The organism is Pseudarthrobacter humi, from assembly GCF_024294965.1.
In the GTDB taxonomy this organism is placed as follows: domain Bacteria; phylum Actinomycetota; class Actinomycetes; order Actinomycetales; family Micrococcaceae; genus Arthrobacter; species Arthrobacter humi.
The window spans coordinates 14,499-31,059 of sequence record NZ_JANCLV010000018.1 but is presented as its reverse complement, the minus strand read 5'-3'; the positions used below and the strand labels follow the sequence as shown (position 1 = coordinate 31,059).

13 protein-coding genes are annotated in these 16,561 nt (G+C 61.3%); 4 read left to right on the top strand and 9 right to left on the bottom strand.

All coding sequences use genetic code 11. From position 1 onward, the window contains the following. The first annotated feature begins 69 nt into the window (after window positions 1–69). Both NFC73_RS18640 and NFC73_RS18635 read left to right on the top strand, forming a co-directional pair. Entirely contained in the window at window positions 70–381 is a 312-nt protein-coding gene (locus tag NFC73_RS18640; protein ID WP_056341060.1) for a putative quinol monooxygenase, read from the top strand. After that, the gene (locus tag NFC73_RS18635) at window positions 381–917 is read left to right on the top strand and encodes a gluconokinase (RefSeq protein WP_254752659.1); all 537 of its coding nucleotides are present in this window, start codon (window positions 381–383) and stop codon (window positions 915–917) included. The genes NFC73_RS18640 and NFC73_RS18635 overlap by 1 nt, the downstream gene beginning before the upstream one ends. A 257-nt stretch (window positions 918–1,174) precedes the next feature. Here NFC73_RS18635 and NFC73_RS18630 read toward each other — a convergent pair whose 3' ends face one another. From NFC73_RS18630 to NFC73_RS18605, 6 genes are read right to left on the bottom strand one after another with little or no spacing between them, the layout of a single operon-like run. After that, on the bottom strand, window positions 1,175–2,170 hold the full coding sequence (locus NFC73_RS18630) for a hydroxyacid dehydrogenase (RefSeq protein ID WP_254752657.1): 996 nt from the start codon (window positions 2,168–2,170) through the stop codon (window positions 1,175–1,177). Further along, window positions 2,163–2,768: an RraA family protein gene (locus NFC73_RS18625; protein WP_254752655.1), complete on the bottom strand. Its 606-nt coding sequence runs from the start codon at window positions 2,766–2,768 to the stop codon at window positions 2,163–2,165. Before NFC73_RS18625 ends, NFC73_RS18630 begins: the two co-directional genes overlap by 8 nt. Before the next feature lie 2 nt (window positions 2,769–2,770). Further along, complete coding sequence (locus tag NFC73_RS18620) at window positions 2,771–3,247, bottom strand: universal stress protein (RefSeq protein WP_254752653.1); 477 nt, start codon at window positions 3,245–3,247, stop codon at window positions 2,771–2,773. 3 nt (window positions 3,248–3,250) lie between these two features. Continuing rightward, window positions 3,251–4,243 (bottom strand): tripartite tricarboxylate transporter substrate binding protein, encoded by a 993-nt coding sequence (locus NFC73_RS18615; protein WP_254752651.1) that lies wholly within the window; start codon window positions 4,241–4,243, stop codon window positions 3,251–3,253. Window positions 4,244–4,302: 59 nt separating this feature from the next. Next, complete coding sequence (locus NFC73_RS18610) at window positions 4,303–5,808, bottom strand: tripartite tricarboxylate transporter permease (protein ID WP_254752649.1); 1,506 nt, start codon at window positions 5,806–5,808, stop codon at window positions 4,303–4,305. Window positions 5,809–5,816: 8 nt separating this feature from the next. After that, on the bottom strand, window positions 5,817–6,383 hold the full coding sequence (locus NFC73_RS18605; RefSeq protein ID WP_254752647.1) for a tripartite tricarboxylate transporter TctB family protein: 567 nt from the start codon (window positions 6,381–6,383) through the stop codon (window positions 5,817–5,819). Between the two features lie 164 nt (window positions 6,384–6,547). On the opposite strand from NFC73_RS18605, the gene NFC73_RS18600 reads away from it, so the two are divergent. Next, window positions 6,548–7,303 carry an IclR family transcriptional regulator gene (locus NFC73_RS18600; RefSeq protein WP_254752645.1) on the top strand — a complete coding sequence of 252 codons (756 nt, stop codon included), beginning with the start codon at window positions 6,548–6,550 and terminating at the stop codon, window positions 7,301–7,303. A 159-nt stretch (window positions 7,304–7,462) separates the two neighbouring features. Here NFC73_RS18600 and metH read toward each other — a convergent pair whose 3' ends face one another. Both metH and NFC73_RS18590 read right to left on the bottom strand, forming a co-directional pair. Then, a complete protein-coding gene (metH, locus tag NFC73_RS18595; protein ID WP_254752643.1) occupies window positions 7,463–11,113 on the bottom strand; it encodes a methionine synthase in 3,651 nt (1,216 codons plus the stop codon). 174 nt (window positions 11,114–11,287) lie between these two features. Further along, window positions 11,288–12,892: an SNIPE associated domain-containing protein gene (locus NFC73_RS18590; protein WP_254752641.1), complete on the bottom strand. Its 1,605-nt coding sequence runs from the start codon at window positions 12,890–12,892 to the stop codon at window positions 11,288–11,290. Window positions 12,893–12,998: 106 nt separating this feature from the next. Between NFC73_RS18590 and NFC73_RS18585 the strand changes: the two genes are divergently transcribed. After that, window positions 12,999–14,456, top strand: coding sequence for a zinc-ribbon domain-containing protein (locus NFC73_RS18585; protein ID WP_254752639.1), 1,458 nt, complete (start codon window positions 12,999–13,001; stop codon window positions 14,454–14,456). Window positions 14,457–14,848: 392 nt separating this feature from the next. Here the strand turns inward: NFC73_RS18585 and NFC73_RS18580 are convergent, their stop codons facing one another. Continuing rightward, on the bottom strand, window positions 14,849–16,297 hold the full coding sequence (locus tag NFC73_RS18580) for a P-loop ATPase, Sll1717 family (RefSeq protein WP_254752637.1): 1,449 nt from the start codon (window positions 16,295–16,297) through the stop codon (window positions 14,849–14,851). Window positions 16,298–16,561: the final 264 nt, after the last annotated feature.

The window sequence follows — 16,561 nt, the reverse complement described above, 5'->3', positions numbered from 1 at the left end:
CCGCGCCGCGTCCTCAAGGACCCTCCCACGCCCCTCCAGGGCACCCTATGAAGCAAGGAGAACCTCACCGTGACCATCGTCGTCACCGCTGCTTTCAGCCCGAAGGAAGGTGCCTTCGACCAGGTCGTCGCCGCCCTCTCCCCCGCAATCAGCGAAGTCCACCAGGAACCCGGCTGCCTGCTCTACGCGATACACGAGGCCCCAAACAACCAGATCCTCATGATCGAGAAATGGGAATCAGCTGCGCTGCTCGACGCCCACGGCCAAGGTGAACCGGTCAAACGCCTGAACGCCTCCCTCGAAGGCCTGCTGGAAAAACCCGTCGTAGTGACCCGGCTGGTGCCGATGCCCGCAGGAACAGCGCAACAGGGAGCGCTGTAGTGCATGGGCCCCTTGTCGTCATGGGCGTGGCGGGCTCGGGCAAGACTGCGGTCGGCGCCGCCCTGGCAGCCCGGCTCGGAGCAACCTTCAAGGACGCAGACGACCTGCACCCCTTGGCGAACGTCGAAAAAATGACAGCTGGCGTACCGCTCACCGATGAAGACAGACGGCCCTGGCTTCGCCTGGTCGGCGCAGAACTCGCGGGCGAACACCCCCATGGGATCGTCGTTGCCTGCTCGGCCCTCAAACGCGACTACCGTGACGCTATCCGCGCAGCCGCTCCCTCCACCAGGTTCGTCCTCTTAAAGGTCGACCCTTCGATACTGAAGGAGCGGTTGGTCCAGCGTCCAGGACACTTCATGCCTGTATCCCTTCTCACCTCACAGCTGAAGACACTCGAGGCCCTGGAAACAGCCGAAGCCGGAATGACCGTGACATCCGAAGGCGGCATTGAAGCGCTCACTGATCAGATTCTCGAAAATCTGCGCCAAGGACATCTCGCAGTACCGGCCGGTACCGATCAGAACGAAAGATGAGTATCCAATCCGACGCCCCCGGGCGCCTTGGTACGTCAACTCACGTACACCCCAACCTGACGAAGGTAAGTCCTGGCGTGTTCAAGTATTCTTGGTTTGCGCTTCAGAACCAGGGTGAATTGCCGGCCGCGACCGGGGCGAATCTTCTCCGTCCTTGGAGACGCTGAAAGTCGGGTAGCCCTCTGCCTGGCGCGATCCGCCGGTTTTCCTAGGCCGTTGATTCCCCAGGGAAACCGGGCCGGTAGCGTTTGTTGTCCTTATGCTGCCGGTTGAGCCGTTAGCCGTAATTGAGTTGGTGCGTTGACTGCCGTTGCCGGTGTTTCTCCGCGAAGGGCCTGGCAGATACACTCGGCCGCGTCCAAGGCGACGCGCAGCAGGGATTCTTCTGTCTGCCCGCCGATGTGGGGTGTGATGATCACATTGGTACGGCTGTAGAAGGGGTGTCCGGCCGGGAGAGGCTCAATTTCTGTGACGTCCAAGGCTGCGCCGCCGAGGTGTGAATCGTTAAGGCTCCGGAGGAGTGCCTCTTCGTCGATGATTCCGCCGCGGGCGGTGTTGATGATAACCGCCCCTTGTTTCATGGTCGCGAACTCATTGGCACCTATCAGGTGGCGCGTTTGCGGCAGCAATGGAACGTGCAGGCTGATCGCATCGGAAGTGGCAAGGAGCTCTTGTAGGGATACCGGGGTTGCTCCTTTTTGGCGGATCTCCTCGTCGCTCAGTATGGGGTCATAGGCACTGACTTTCATGCCGAAACCGTCAATGGCAATGCGGGCAAGGGCAGTGGCGATCCTGCCGAATCCGATCAGCCCGAGTGTGCTGCCCTGTAACTCGCGTCCGACCAGTTCCGGCCTTGACTCTGCGCCGAGGCCGCGTTGGTTTGCGCGGTCCGAGGCAATGAGTTTCCGGCGCAGGGCGAGGAGGAGGGCGATGGTGTGCTCGGCGACCGACACTAGATTGGAGTTCGGCGTATTCGTTACGACGACTCCGGCTGCTGTGGCCGCGTCTACGTCCACGCTGTCGACACCGACTCCGTGCCGGGCGATGATCTTGAGGCGGGGAGCTGAAACGATTTGTTTAGCGGTCACTTTGCCGGTGCGTATGAGGATTCCTTCGACGCGGGACGCTACCGCGTCGAAGGGAACCAGCGCGTCCCCGTAGCCGAACACGACTTCGCACTCGTGGCTGAGCTTTTTGATTGCCAGCTCGTGGATGGGGTAGGGAATCCAGACCAGCGGTTTGTGTTCAGTCATTAGGCTTCAGTTCCCTGTACTTGGCGCGTGATTCTTCTTCGTGGGCGAGGCGTTCATGGCACGTGGCCAGCACTTCTGCTGCCCTGGGTGGAGTGATGACGGCGATCCCGTCGGCGTCACCGACGATGATGTCGCCAGGGTTGACCACGACGCCGCCGACGGTGACCGGTGTGCTGAGGCGGAATGGTCCGTTTTTCCAGGGCCCTGCAGGGATGACCGCCCGGGCGTAGACCGGGACTCCAATATCGGCAATGTCCATGACATCGCGGATGGCGCCGTCGATGACGAGTGCCGCGACTTTCATGGCCCGAGCCTTTTCTGCCACGAGGTCACCGATCAGTGCTCGGGCTTCATAGCCGCCGCCGTCGACGACGAGTACTTGCCCCGGGCGGATTTCGGCCAGGGCCTTGTGAATGCCGAGGTTGTCCCCCGGGGCGGTGAGGACTGTGAAGGCCTCGCCGGCGAAGGGCTCGCTGTTCCACATCGGGTGCAGCCCGGCCGGCAGACCGAACCTGTCCTGGGAGTCTCCAATGATCGTCGTCGGGATGGCGGCGAAGCCGGTGGTCAGGTCGGGGGATCCGGTGGTGGTCGTGGTCATTGTTAGTCCTTTGCGGTTGACCGTTTGTGGCCGAGGTCGTGCCCGGTTTCGGCCTTCACGGCGAGGACCGGGATATGGCTGCGCATGAGCAGGGACTGTGCGGTGCTGCCCAGGAAGAGCTTGCCGACCGGTGATCGTCGGCGCAGGCCAATAACGAGCAGGCTCGCACCGGATTCTTCAACTGCTTCCAGGACTGCATCGACGGGGTCTGAGCCATGGGGAAACTTGCGGATGGTGACGGCCACGCCTTGGTCGGAAGCTTGGCTAACGAGGGAGTCCAGGTCCTGGTCGGTGGCCACTTGGGAGTCCATATAGGCTCCCCCGTGGGAGGAGTTCACCAGCACGAGTTCGCTGTCGGACTTCCTAGCTTCCGCTACGGCCACGGTGTAGGCGGCTCTTCCCTCATCTGTCGGGACGTATCCGACGACGATCCGGGTGCGCTGGCCTTCTTGGCTGTGGGGATCGGTGTTGGTGGCCATGGGTTACAGGTCCGCCTTGACACGCTCGAGGACGCTGGAGAATGAGTTTTCGGTTTCATCCCAGAGCGTTTTGAACTCGGTGTGTCCGAGGAAGGCCGGGGTCAGGTTCATGTCGCGCAGCTTCTGGATGGTTTCTTCGTCGTCCATGATGTCGCCGATGGCGTCAGAGATCTTGGCGACAACGTCGTCGGGCGTTCCCGCGGGGACCACGAAGCCTCGGCTGGAGGCCAGCTCAAAGTCGAAGCCCTGTTCCTTGAACGTGGGTGCGTCGGGAAGGAAGTCGTTGCGTTCGGCGGAGGCGACGCCAAGTACGCGGGCCTGGTTGTTGGCGACCATTTCCTTCACGTCGCCGACGTTGGTGATGAGGATTTCCACGTTCTTTCCCAGGAATGCGGTAGCGGCTGGGGCTGCGCCTTCACTGAAGTGGACCGGCGCGAATTGAGCGCCTGACATTTCTTCGAAGAGGACTTTGGCGACGTGGTCCTGTGTGGCGACACCTGATGTGGCGACACGAAGTTTGCCAGGTGCTGCTTTGGCAGCTGTGACCAGTTCTTCCAGCGACTTGTAAGGGCTGTCGGGGGACACGACGAAGACCTGGGGATCCTGGACGTAGAGGGCTACGGGTGTGAAGCTGTCGCCTTTGTAGGAGGCGCCGCGGTCCGGATCGAGGTAGGAAAGGAGCGTGCCGGCCAGGCTGACCGTCCCGACGGTGTAGCCGTCGCCTTTGGCGGCGACCAGTGCGGAGTTTCCAACCTGTCCGCCGGCGCCGGCCTTGTTTTCCACGACGACAGGCTTTCCGAGTTTGTCTTCGAGTCCTTTGGCGATCAGCCGTGCGCCGACGTCGGTGGATCCGCCTGCGGCGAAACTGATGACCATGTTCATCGGTTTGGTCGGGAAATCGGTTGCATTGGACGTCGCTGCCTGTGGCTGGGCACAGGAGGTGACGAGCAGTGCTGCGACCAGCGCCGTTGCTGCCGCTGCGAGTTTCTTTTTCATGGATGTGTTCCTTTGCTGGTTGTTATGACGTGTCGTGTTGGACGGGGGCTGAGGATGGCTCATGCTGCAGCGTCCATGGGGAGGTGTGCTTTGCGTTTGAATTTCGACCCAAAGATCGATCCGGTCAGGATGACCGCGGCGATGATGAGGAAGATCAGAGCGATGGGGCGCGTTGTGAAGACCGAGAAGTCGCCGGCGGATATTTGCAGGGATTCGCGCAGGGCGCTTTCCATTACAGGGCCCAGGACCAAGGTCAGGACCAGTGGTGCAAGAGGGATGTCCAGGCGGCGGAATATCAGCCCGACAATGCCGAAGAAGATCATGATGAACACGTCGATAATGCTGTTGTTCACCGCGTACGAGCCGATAACGATGAACCCGAAAATCAGGGCGCTCAGGACCGAATAGGGAATGGCGAGCAGCCTGGTCCAAAGGCCAACCAGCGGGACGTTCAGGAGCAGCAGGAGAGCGTTGCCGACAAACAGGCTCGCGATGACGGTCCAGACAAGCGCGGAGTTGTCCACGAACAGCCGCGGTCCGGGGGTGATCCCATTCTGCAGGAAGGCTCCGGCGAGGACCGCGATGGCAGGAGACGCCGGGATGCCGAGCGTGAAGAGGGGAACGAACGCGGCGTTGGAATGTGAATTGTTGGCTGTTTCCGGAGCCGCTACGCCTTCGATGGCACCGGTGCCCAGCTCGTGACGGAAGCGGGAAACCTTACGTTCGGTGCTGTAGGCCAGCAGTGAGGAGATGGCCGAGGTTACGCCGGGGACTAGCCCAATGACGGAGCCGATGACGGTACCGCGGAAGATCGCGGGTGCGGCCCGGCGGATGTCGGTCCGGGTCGGAACGAGCTGCCTGAGGCGGGGTGCGGTGGGTCGGGCAGCTGTTCCTCCAGCGTTGTGGAGCATTTCACCGAGGCCGAAGATCCCGACCAGCACCGGGACGATGCTGATACCGTCCAGGAAGTGTTCGCTGCCGAAGGTGAAGCGCGGCGCCCCGGCTACCGGGTCGATGCCGATCATGGCGATCAGGAGTCCCAGGACCGCTGAGATGAGGCCTTTGACCAGTGACCGTCCGACCAGTCCGGCAAGCAAGGCGATGCCGACAAGGATCAGGCAGAAGAACTCCGGAGGGCCGATCATCAGGCCGAGCTGGGACAGGGGGCCAGCGGCCACGACGAGCGCCAGGGTTGCCGCCGTACCGCCGATGAAGGAGCCGATGCCCGCCGTCGTCAGGGCGATGCCCGCCCTGCCCTGCCGGGTCATCTGGTAACCGTCGATGCAGGTGATCGCGGATTCACCTTCGCCGGGGATGTTCAGCAGGACGCTGGTGATCGTTCCGCCGTAGGCCGTGCCATAGAAAATCGCGGCGAGCATGATGATCGCCGAGGCGGGTTCCATGCCTATCGTCAGGGGCAGGAGGATGGCGATGCCAGCCGTGGCCCCGATACCCGGGAGGATACCTAGCGCGGTGCCGATCAGGCACCCGATGAGTGCGTAGAGAAGATTCTCCGGAGTCAGGGCGAGGCTGAATCCCTGCATGAGTGATTCAAAAGTGTTCATGATTGCTCCTAAAAGCCCAGTGACTGCAGGAAGCCGATGGACGCCGCCGGCAGGTTCACTGTCAGTACCCGGGTGAAGAGAATAAAGACCCCGAAGCTTCCGACGACGGACACCAGCGTCGTTAGCAGCCACCGCCGGCGGCCCATGACGCGGAGGTGGAAGACGAGAAAGAGCAGCATGCTCAGCTGAAAGCCGATGAGGGGCATCAGCGCGGCCAGAACGGCAAGGCTGATGACGATGGTCGCAGCGGTCTTCAGCCGCAACGGCTCGTGGGGTTCTTCGGGGATGACCAAGTCCGTGGAATCGCCCGTCTCGGGTTCGTCCGGCAAAGCGCCGTTCTTGGCGCCGCGGACCTCCTGGCCGATCCAGAGGAGCGACAAGAGACCAAGGAGACTGCCCAGGACGAGCGGGAAGAATCCGGGACCCGGGCCCAACCGCACCCAGAAGCCCATTCCGGTCGAGCTGACGACCACCGCAGCAGCCAAAGCCGCAAGCACGGCAGGGAACACCAGCCGCGGCCACAGGGCTGCTGCAGGGTTCCGCAGGTCGCTCTCGGAGTTATGGGTTATTGACATGCTGCACTTCCTGCAATCTTCATTGACGCAATTACATTTATCTCATAGAATGAGAGAGGTTCTCAAAGAATGATGAAATAAGAGTATGAGTGATGCCCTTCACTGTCAACGCGGGTGACTTTTACTGCTGGACTGAGCAGACGGACTTGAGAGGTAAGAAAAAAATGACTGAGCAGAAAGAGCCCACGACGATGAGGTCGCTGGAGCGGGCGATCGATGTGCTGGAGGTTCTGGAAGATGCCGCAAGGCCCCTGCGCCTGGTGGACATCGCCGGCCGGGCCGGCCTGCACGTTGCAACAACTCAACGGATACTCGGCGTGCTTGAGGGACGTGGCCGCGTCGAGAAAGACGGAATGAACTACCGCGCAGGGGTCAATCTGATCTTTGGAGCACACGCCTATCTGACGACCAGTCCGTTGGTTGCAGCTTCCCGCCCGGTGCTCCAGGAGTTGGCCGAAAGGACAGGCCTGACCGCCTCGCTGTTCGTCCGGACCGGTGCGCACCGGGCCGTTGTTGCCCGGGTCCACGGATCACGGCCGCTGCGGTACGAACTTCCTATTGGGGCGAAACTGCCCCTTCATCTCGGGGCCGGGAAGACCCTGGCCGCCGATCTCGGACCGGAGGAACTGCGGCACCTCCTGGACCAGGTCGGCCCCATGCGGGACGCTGAAGGAAGGGAAATCAGCCCCGAGATCTTCCGATCTGACCTCGAAAAAATCAGGAAACAGGGCTTCCAGGTTGCCCTGAACGAACGAAAACTGGGCTCACTCTCAGTCTCGGCGCCAGTCCGCAGCACCCAAAGCGGCGCAGTGGTTGCAGCAATCACCATTGGCGCAGCAAGCGAAGACGTCTCACCCGACGAAATCGAAGGACTCACCATAGAAGTCCGGCGGGCCGCATCGGCAGTGACCGTCCCCTAGGCGCCTCGGGGTACAGGCGTCCACCGGTGCCTTCCCTAGCCCGGGGTAACGCCTTTGAGGGCTCAGTGTAGGCCCGGATGAGGGTTGATGGCCTCAGGAAGCCCCAACCTGCCACGTGGTGATGCATTACCTCCGCCCAGGCCAGAGACCGGCTTCAACTCACACCTTGAAGTACTTGGCCTCCGGGTGGTGGAACACGAACGCGTCGGTGGACTGTTCGGGGTGCAGCATCAGCTCATCGCTGAGGACCACGCCCATCCGCTCGGGTTTCAGCAGCTCCGTCACCTTGCGGCGGTCCTCCATGTCCGGGCATGCCGGGTAGCCCAGCGAGAACCGCGCACCGCGGTAGTCGAGCTTGAACAGGCCCGCTTTGTCCTTCGGCTCTTCGGCAGCGAAGCCCAGTTCCGAGCGGATGCGCGCATGCCAGAATTCCGCCAGCGCCTCGGTGAGCTGCATGACCAGGCCGTTGAGCTCGTAGTAGTCGCGGTACTGGTTGGCGGCGAACAGCTTGGACGTCACCTCCTCGATCTTCGAGCCGGCGGTGACCAGCTGCACCGGCAGCACGTCGATCTGTCCAGATTCGCGGGATCGGACAAAGTCGGCGAGGCACAGGTGCCGGTCGCGGCGCTGGCGCGGGAAGTCGAACCGCAGCCGGTCGGTGCCGACCGGGCCGCCTGAACCGCCGTCGGGGGCGAGCAGCCCCGGGGTGCCAAGGACGCCGTCGGAATCCGTACCGTGGTGCAGCACCACCACCTGCTCCCCCTCGGAGACCACCGGGAAGTAGCCGTAGGCGACGGACGCGTCCAGCATTCCCTCGCCGAGGATGCGGTCCAGCCAGTAGCGCAGGCGCGGCCGGCCCTCACGTTCCACCAGCTCCTCGTAGGAGGCGCCGTCATCGCCGCGGCCGGGCTTGAGCCCCCACTGCCCCATGAAGGTGGCGCGTTCGTCGAGGAAGGTGGAGTAGTCGTGGAGCGAGACGCCGCGCACGATGCGGGTGCCCCAGAACGGCGGCGAAGGCACGTGGTTGTCGGCGGCGACATCGGACCGCCCGGGCATGGCCTCCGGCTCGGTCACCGTAAACTTCGGGCCGCCTTTGTGGATCCGCTTCTTCAGCGGCGGAAGGCCTACGGCGGCGGGGTCGGCGCCGCGGGCCACCTGCACCAGCGGTTCCATGAGTGCCAGGCCCTCGAAGGCGTCCTTGGCGTACCGGACGGTGCCTTCAAACTGCTCCGCCAGGTCCTGCTCCACGTAGGCGCGGGTCAGGGCGGCGCCGCCGAGGATGATGGGCCATTTCTTCGCGAGGCCGCGGGACTGGAGTTCGGCGAGGTTTTCCTTCATCACCACGGTGGACTTCACCAGCAGGCCGGACATGCCGATGACGTCGGCGTTGTGTTCCTCGGCCGCGGCCATGATCTCGGCGATGCCCTGCTTGATGCCGATGTTGAACACTTTGTAGCCGTTGTTGGTGAGGATGATGTCCACCAGGTTCTTGCCGATGTCATGCACGTCGCCGCGGACGGTGGCGATCACCATGGTGCCCTTGCCGGAGGAATCGGACTTCTCCATGTGCGGCTCGAGCAGGGCCACGGCGTTCTTCATGACCTCGGCGGACTGCAGCACGAAGGGCAGCTGCATCTCGCCGGCGCCGAAGCGCTCACCGACCACTTTCATGCCCTCGAGGAGCTGGTCGTTGATGATGGCCAGCGGGGACATGCCTTCACTGCGGGCCAGGTCCAGGTCGGCTTCCAGGCCCTTGCCTTCGCCGTCGATGATGCGCCGCTGCAGGCGTTCGCCGGTGGGCAGGGCCGCGAGCTCCGCGGCGCGCTGGTCCTTCAGCGCTGCGGTATCGACGCCGGCGAAGAGGTCCAGCATGATGGCCAGGGGGTCGTACGTAACGTTGCCGTCGGCGTCGTATTCGCGGCGGTCATAGACGAGGTCCAGGGCCACCTTCCGCTGCTCCTCCGGGAGGGAGGCGAGCGGCACGATCTTGGCGGCGTCGATGATGCCGCTGGTCAGGCCCGCCTGCACGGCCTCATGCAGGAACACCGAGTTCAGGGCCATGCGCGCTGCCGGGTTCAGGCCGAAGGACACGTTGGAGACGCCGAGCGTGGTGTTGATGCCGGGGTACTTGGCGGTGATCTGGCGGATGGCCTCGATGGTTTCGATGCCGTCCCGGCGGGTTTCCTCCTGCCCGGTGGCGACGGGGAAGGTCAGGGCGTCCACGATGATGTCCTCCACGCGCATCCCCCATTCGCCTACCAGAGCGTCGACGAGCCGGGAGGCGATGGCCACCTTGCCTTCGGTGGTGCGCGCCTGGCCCTGTTCGTCGATGGTCAGGGCGATCACGGCGGTGCCGTGTTCCTTCACCAACGGCATGATGCGCGCGAAGCGGCTGTCCGGGCCGTCGCCGTCCTCGTAGTTGACGGAGTTGACCACCGGGCGTCCGCCGATGAGTTCAAGCCCGGCCTGCAGGACCGGCGGTTCCGTGGAGTCGATGACAAGCGGGAGGGTGGAGGCCGACGCGAAACGGGAGACGATCTCCTTGATGTCGGCCACGCCGTCGCGCCCCACATAGTCAATGCACACGTCGAGCAGGTGCGCACCCACGCGGACCTGCTCGCGGGCGATGTCCACGCAGTCGTCCCAGCGCTCCTCGAGCATCGCCTGGCGGAACGCCTTCGAACCGTTCGCGTTGGTGCGCTCTCCGATGGCGAGGTACGCGGACTCCTGGTCGAAATTCACGTGGTGGTAAAGGGAAGCGATGCCGGCTTCCCGTTCGGTGGGAAGGCGGCTGCCGTCGGCGCCCCTCCCGCCGCCGGTGACCGCGGCGGCGGCGCGCAAGGGCGCAAGACGTTCGACGACGGCGGCCATGTGCTCCGGCGTCGTACCGCAGCAGCCGCCCACCAGGCCCAGGCCGAATTCGCGCACAAACTGCTCGTGCGCGGTGGCGAGTTCGGTGGGCGACAGCGGATAGTGGGCGCCGTTGGGGCCGAGGACGGGCAGGCCGGCGTTGGGCATGCAGGCGATGGCCACGGAGGACTGCTTGGAGAGGTGGCGCAGGTGCTCGCTCATCTCATCCGGCCCGGTGGCGCAGTTCAGGCCGATCGCGTCGACGCCGAGCGGCTCGAGCGCGGTGAGCGCCGCGCCGATCTCCGAGCCCATCAGCATGGTGCCGGTGGTCTCGACGGTCACCGTAACGAAGATGGGGAGCCGGATGCCGCGGGTCACGATGGCCTGTTTGCAGCCGTTGACCGCGGCTTTGGTCTGCAGGAGGTCCTGGCTGGTTTCGATGAGGAAGGCGTCCGCTCCCCCGTCGATGAGGCCCTCGGCCTGGAGGGCGAAGGTCTGCTTGAGGTAGTCGTAGCTGGTGTGCCCGAGGCTGGGGAGCTTGGTGCCCGGCCCCATGGAGCCGAGGACCCAGCGCATGCGTCCGTCTGTTTTTTCTGCCGCTTCGGCGCGGTCTCGGGCGATCTCCGCACCTTTGCGGGCGAGCTCTTCGATGCGGTCGTCAATGCCGTAGTCGGAGAGGTTGGACCAGTTGGCGCCGAAGGTGTTGGTTTCCACGGCGTCGATGCCGGTGGCGAAGTACGCGTCGTGGATGTCCGCGAGGACGTCCGGCCGCGTGGCGTTGAGGATCTCGTTGCAGCCTTCCAGCCCCAGGAAGTCGTCCTCGAGCGACAGCTCCCGGCCCTGCAGCATGGTGCCCATCGCCCCGTCGGCAATGACCACCCGGTGGTTCACCGCATCCAGCAGCTCCTGGGCGCGGACGGGACGGGGCACGGACTCAATATCAAGCGCAAAACGAGGCATCTAAACAGGTTACGTCTGGTGGCTCCAACGTTGCGCTGTGTGTCCGTGTACTACGGCGGGGAGTGGGCAGATGCGCCTAGACCGATAGTGACAGGGGCCGAGGCCGTACCACTGAATGGACGACGGCGGGACCTCGTGCCGCCGTCCACTTCGGTTCATTGCCCGCAGACATTGCTAAACGGCGGCCGACACTAACGCTGCCTCGCGCATGTCCTTGGATGCGGCGAACTCCTCGGCCGGTGCATTCTCCTGGTACTCCACCAGTTCCACGTGATGCTCAACAAGAGCGTCTTTCACGTCCGAAGGGGACGCGTAGAAGTACTCACGCCGCAGGTTCACGAGATTCACGCGATGGAGGGCAAAGTACTGATGCAGCATCGTCTCGATTCCAACTGCATCCTTAGAAAAGAACAGCGCGTGGACGTCGAAGAGAAACGGGACCGATGCGTCGCCAAGTTCACGAACACGTTCCATTGGATTAAGGCGACGGGTCATGCCGATCTTCACAACACCTTCACCGAATGCGCCGCGGTTGGAGATAACGTACACGTAGCCGGCGCGGATGTTCAGCGCGTTGTCTTCGGCATCGGCGAGCTTTGCTTCTGCCTCCTCGAGCTGCTCCTGGATACGCTGGACACCTTCAAGGTCTCCGGCAGCCTGCAGTTGGACGAGCACAGTGGCGTAGTGGTCCACTTCCTTCTGTTGTTTGGCCTTCAGTGCCTCCCATTCGCGCTGCGCTTTGGCCGCCTCGCGGGCTTCGGCCCGCGCCTCAGCCTCCATTTGCTTTTGGATGGCTACGGCTTCCAAGTGCCGAGCAGCCAGTTCAAGTTCTTTCTCCCGCAACGAGTGGAATGCGTTGGTGATCTGGAGTCCAATCATGGTGCCTCGCTTCGCGATCTGTTCCCGGGCCTTTTCAAGTCGGGCGGCGGCGGTGTGAAGATTTCCGGCTTTCACCGTTTTCACACAGTTCTCGGCCTCGGCGTTGTAGGCGCGGAGCAGCAGCGCGGAGAGGTCGCGAACGAACTTGGCGCCTTCCTTCGTTGATCCATTGAAGGTGAAACCGGAGACGGTGGTCACTGCAGTCTTCTCCCGCAGCTTGTCCTTGATGCGCGCACGCACGGCGTCCAGTTCATCGGCCAGCTTTACCGATGTCTCGGCCGGATGCTCGTAGTCGTAGAATCCAACATTGTGGCGTTCTGCGACCTGCCGGACGTCCAGCACCTCCCCGCGGACGGCAGCCAGCTCGGCGTTGATCGCAGCCAACTCGCGCTGCGCGGAAGCGATGCTGGCCATTAGATCTGCGTCGTGGCGTTCCTTGGCCATTGTGTCCAATGCGCCAAGCCTCTGCAGGTCTGCAAGCATTTGGGCATTCGCCTTATACACCTCATCTGCGTACTGCTTCAGCCCCGCGGCCGGGAGTGGCGGAGCGCCGAGGCTGGTCCGGTAGGTGTTCTCAGCACTGATCCCGAAGCCTTCGGCGGGTGCACCAAAGGCCTTCTTGTACTGCTTCAGGACGTCGAGCAGAATCCAGAGCACGCCGCCAGCCGGTATGAGACTAAGTGGAAAGAACGCAGCCGCAAGTAACGCGGTAAGTAGAAGGGCTACGCAGGCCCATGCGATGTGCTTAGCAAATGGATCCGGCGCCTTTCTTGGTTTCTCCGGCTCCGGCGCAGGCCCGGATGACACGTCTGACATGATTCCCCCAATAGTCGAGTAGCGATGCTCGAACCGTAGCAGCAGGGCGCGACAAAGATGGTTATGGTCTTCGGCCGATTCCAACCTTGTTTCCTCTAAGCCGTGAAATGCTCTTCGGAAGGGGTGCAACACGGTATTGCTATTCGACAGAGCCGACCCCTTTTTCAAACCCTCACTTATAAGGAAGCTCATGATCAATGGCAAAGGCGGCAGGTCAGATAATCAGGCCCGAAATCGTCAGCAGCCTGTCAAAGATGAAGGACTGGACTCGCTTGCTCACAAATTCCCTGAGGTCGCCGCGGAATGGGACCCAATCAAGAATTTGTTTCCACCGACGCATGTCCGTCCTCGGAGCAATCGCTCGATATGGTGGCTCTGCAACAAGGGACACTCATGGCTTACGACCCCCGACGTAAGAACCAAAGGTCACGGCTGCGCTGTATGCGCAGGCATGAAAGCCGCACCCGACAGTAATTTCGCGCTGGCCCGGCCGGAACTCCTACCCACTTGGCATTATCAGCGAAACCAAACCGAACTGAGATTGGCCCCGACAGAAGTACTGCCACAATCCAATCAGGAGGTGTGGTGGACCTGTCCGCTCGACACCAGCCATGACTACCAGGCCTCCCCTGCCGCCCGGTTCCGCGGCAGGGGCTGTCCCTACTGCGCTGGAAAACGGGTTAACTCATCAAACAGTGTCGCCGGAATGAGTCCTTTTCTTGACTCCGAGTGGGATCCTGACAATGCAAAAAGCGCTGAACAAGTGGCTCGTGGGAGCGACTACTCAGCTGGCTGGATTTGCCGAAAAGACAGCACTCACAAGTGGACTGCTGCAGTCAGCTCTAGGCCAGATAACGGCGCTGGCTGCCCGTTCTGCGACGGAAAGCGGCCCACGGACCACAACCGTCTTGACTTAAACCGGCCCGCGCTGGCCGAGCAATGGCACCCGTCAAAGAACGGAAACCTAGTCCCGGCGAACATAACCATCGGGAGCAACAAGTCCGCATGGTGGATCTGTCCACAGGAGCCAGACCATGTGTGGAAGGCACAAGTTCGGGCACGTGCCCTCGACGGTGATGGCTGTAAGTGGTGCGCACCCGTCGTGCGGTCGAAGGTTGATGTCGCTCTCGCTTGTGAGTTTGCAGTGGTTTTCCCTCACGACGTGGATCCGATCCACCAGGAACGTCTCGAACTTGGCCACAACCGGCCTCACGCAGTCGATGTCTTCATTAAATCTCTCGGGGTTGTCATCGAGTTCGACGGTTCTTACTCTCACAACGGCAAAGGTCACGAGGGACGCGACCAATCAAAAACAACGCGACTTCGCCGTGCTGGCTTCCGGGTGATACGTATCCGTGAGGAGCCCCTAGCTTTGCTGGATCCGATCCACAACGTGAGCATTGAACAGCTCAGAAAGCCCGATGTGAAGTTCATGACCGATATGGTCTTGCTTCGAATGACGGATCTTGGTTGGCTTCGCACTGACGTGGCACATTCATACCTGGCCGCATCGGGACCGCAAGGGGCGGAACGAGCTAAAGCGATTTACGATTCCTTACCGGAGTCGGAACGCTTTGTTCCGCTTAGCGTCAAGGCAAAACGAAAGCAGAATGGGCTTGAATCGGGGAAGCCGCGAATGCTCTTTTAGGCGCGCACGTAATAGCCTCTTCGCGCTGTGGTGCGACGGCAAGAAATTGCCGCCGCCAGCTTCGGTGGTGGTGAGGTGCTGTAAACGCCGACCAACCGCCGTCGGACCTGGGCATGGTGCTGTCGATGTTGCCGCGGCGCCGCTGAGCAGGAAATTGGTGGACGCGACCATCTGCCCCGAACAGACCGCTGAACGAAGTGAACTCCTGGCTATGCAGGCCATGGCGACGGATGACTGCTTGGCGAGGTGGCGCAGAAGCTCTCTCACCTCGTCCGGACCGGTGGCTCAGTTCAGGCCGGGCCGACATGGGCAACGAAGGACCAACCGCGCATGAGCGTTTAGATTGTGGCGAGGGACCACCATGCGGAACGAGTCTAAGCAAGCGCACCTAACTAATTCACAGCTTCCGCGGCACGACGCGTTTCACGGATACTTAGTCCCCTAAAAAGGCTTTGGTGGACATATGCTGCACCCGACGACGGCAGAGTGAGGCTGCTGTCCTCCGCCTTGAAACGCGTCGAGCCTGCATCGGCAAGTCGCACCCCAATAACCGAGAATTCGAAAAGCTTCTCAAGGAGTGAACGTGTGCCGTACTTTCCAACCAAGTCCGGCACCTTCCGTTCAAGTAGCGATGCGAGATCGTCCAAGCTCTCGTATCGGTGAACTTCCTGGCGGAGACTCTCAATCAGTGGCTCGAAGTCAGGGAACGCTTTCGAATACTCCTGCTTTAGGTCACTGACCTTCCACGAGCTGTACCGGTCTTCGGCAGTACTTATGTTGTCCTTTGAAATTTCGGGCGCCTTCGTCCCAGCGACACGAATACACTCATCGAGAAATTGAAGAACTTCGCGCGGCCGCAAGAATGTCCTCTTGACAAGATAATTGAACGGCGATATCCGGCCTCGCATATCACCTTCTTCAAATAGGTCACCAGCTTCTAAATTATGTGGAAGTCGGCGATCGACCATTTCTTTTAGAAGCTCCGGCGTCCATTGGATTGGCTCTTCCAAGGAACGATGCTTGTCTTTGTCGTCAAACTTAAGGCTGTCATATATGTCCGATCGGATAAATGTCAGAATTCGAAGACCCCTGTTATCTCCAGACTTTGGAAATTCGTCATTCAGATCCTTTGAGGCTTTCAGCAATCCCACCATCAAGGAGGCCGATGCGGGACTCCCATCCCACGAATCATCGAGCCTGTCGATCGCTACTATCAGACCTTCTTCATGAATGGCAGTAGCAAGCTCCGACATGAGTTGACTTGAGATAGCAGGGGTTAGCGGTTGATTGTCGTCTATCTTTCGTGTTGCACCTACCCCAAAACCGAATGCGCTCAAATTAAAAGTAGTTAGCCCTTTGACTATGGATTTTGCTGTACCTAAGAGACCCGGGTTTACGCTCCCGTAATTATCAGTCAGGAATTTCCGAACTCGCGCCAATGAATTTGCCGCTCCAGGAGTCCAAGTTACATCAGCAGCAAGAAGTGCCCCAGCTATTTCTACGGCAAGTGTAAACTTCCACGCGTCGGTATGCGCTTGTTCCTCCAAGATCCCCTGGTCTCGATAGTCCCGCAAGGCACCCCAAGCATATTGGTTGGGAGTCAAAGATAGAACCAAAGTTTCCGGCCTATTACTATCAGCTACGAGTTGAGGGATTTGACTAAACAATGCGGACTTGCCGCTGCCCTTTCTTCCAAGAAAATGTCGACGCTTGCCTTCCAACGCGGATTCAACGTATGGAGTCGTTACGAAGTGTCTTTCCAGTCCAGTATCTGATTCGGCGTCGATACCTCCGAAGTCTAGATCACCCAGCGTAATTCCCAGTTCCCCAATATTTGTCATTCGACTATCGAACCAGAGTTTTGGTCAGGAACGCGGCTTATGCGCCTCGCCACACCGAAAGTTGACCGCACGACCTGCGCCGGGCGGTGGAATCCACAAACAATGCACAGCTCCCTGCCACGGCTCCAACGTCCGAAAGGCGGAAGACCCACCACGTGAAGGAGATGACTCTCGACTCCGGTTCTAGCCGTGATGACTCTCACGGGCTGGCGTAAACACGCGGCCGTTGTCGGAAGTTACGTCATAGCGCAGAGGATTGAAATG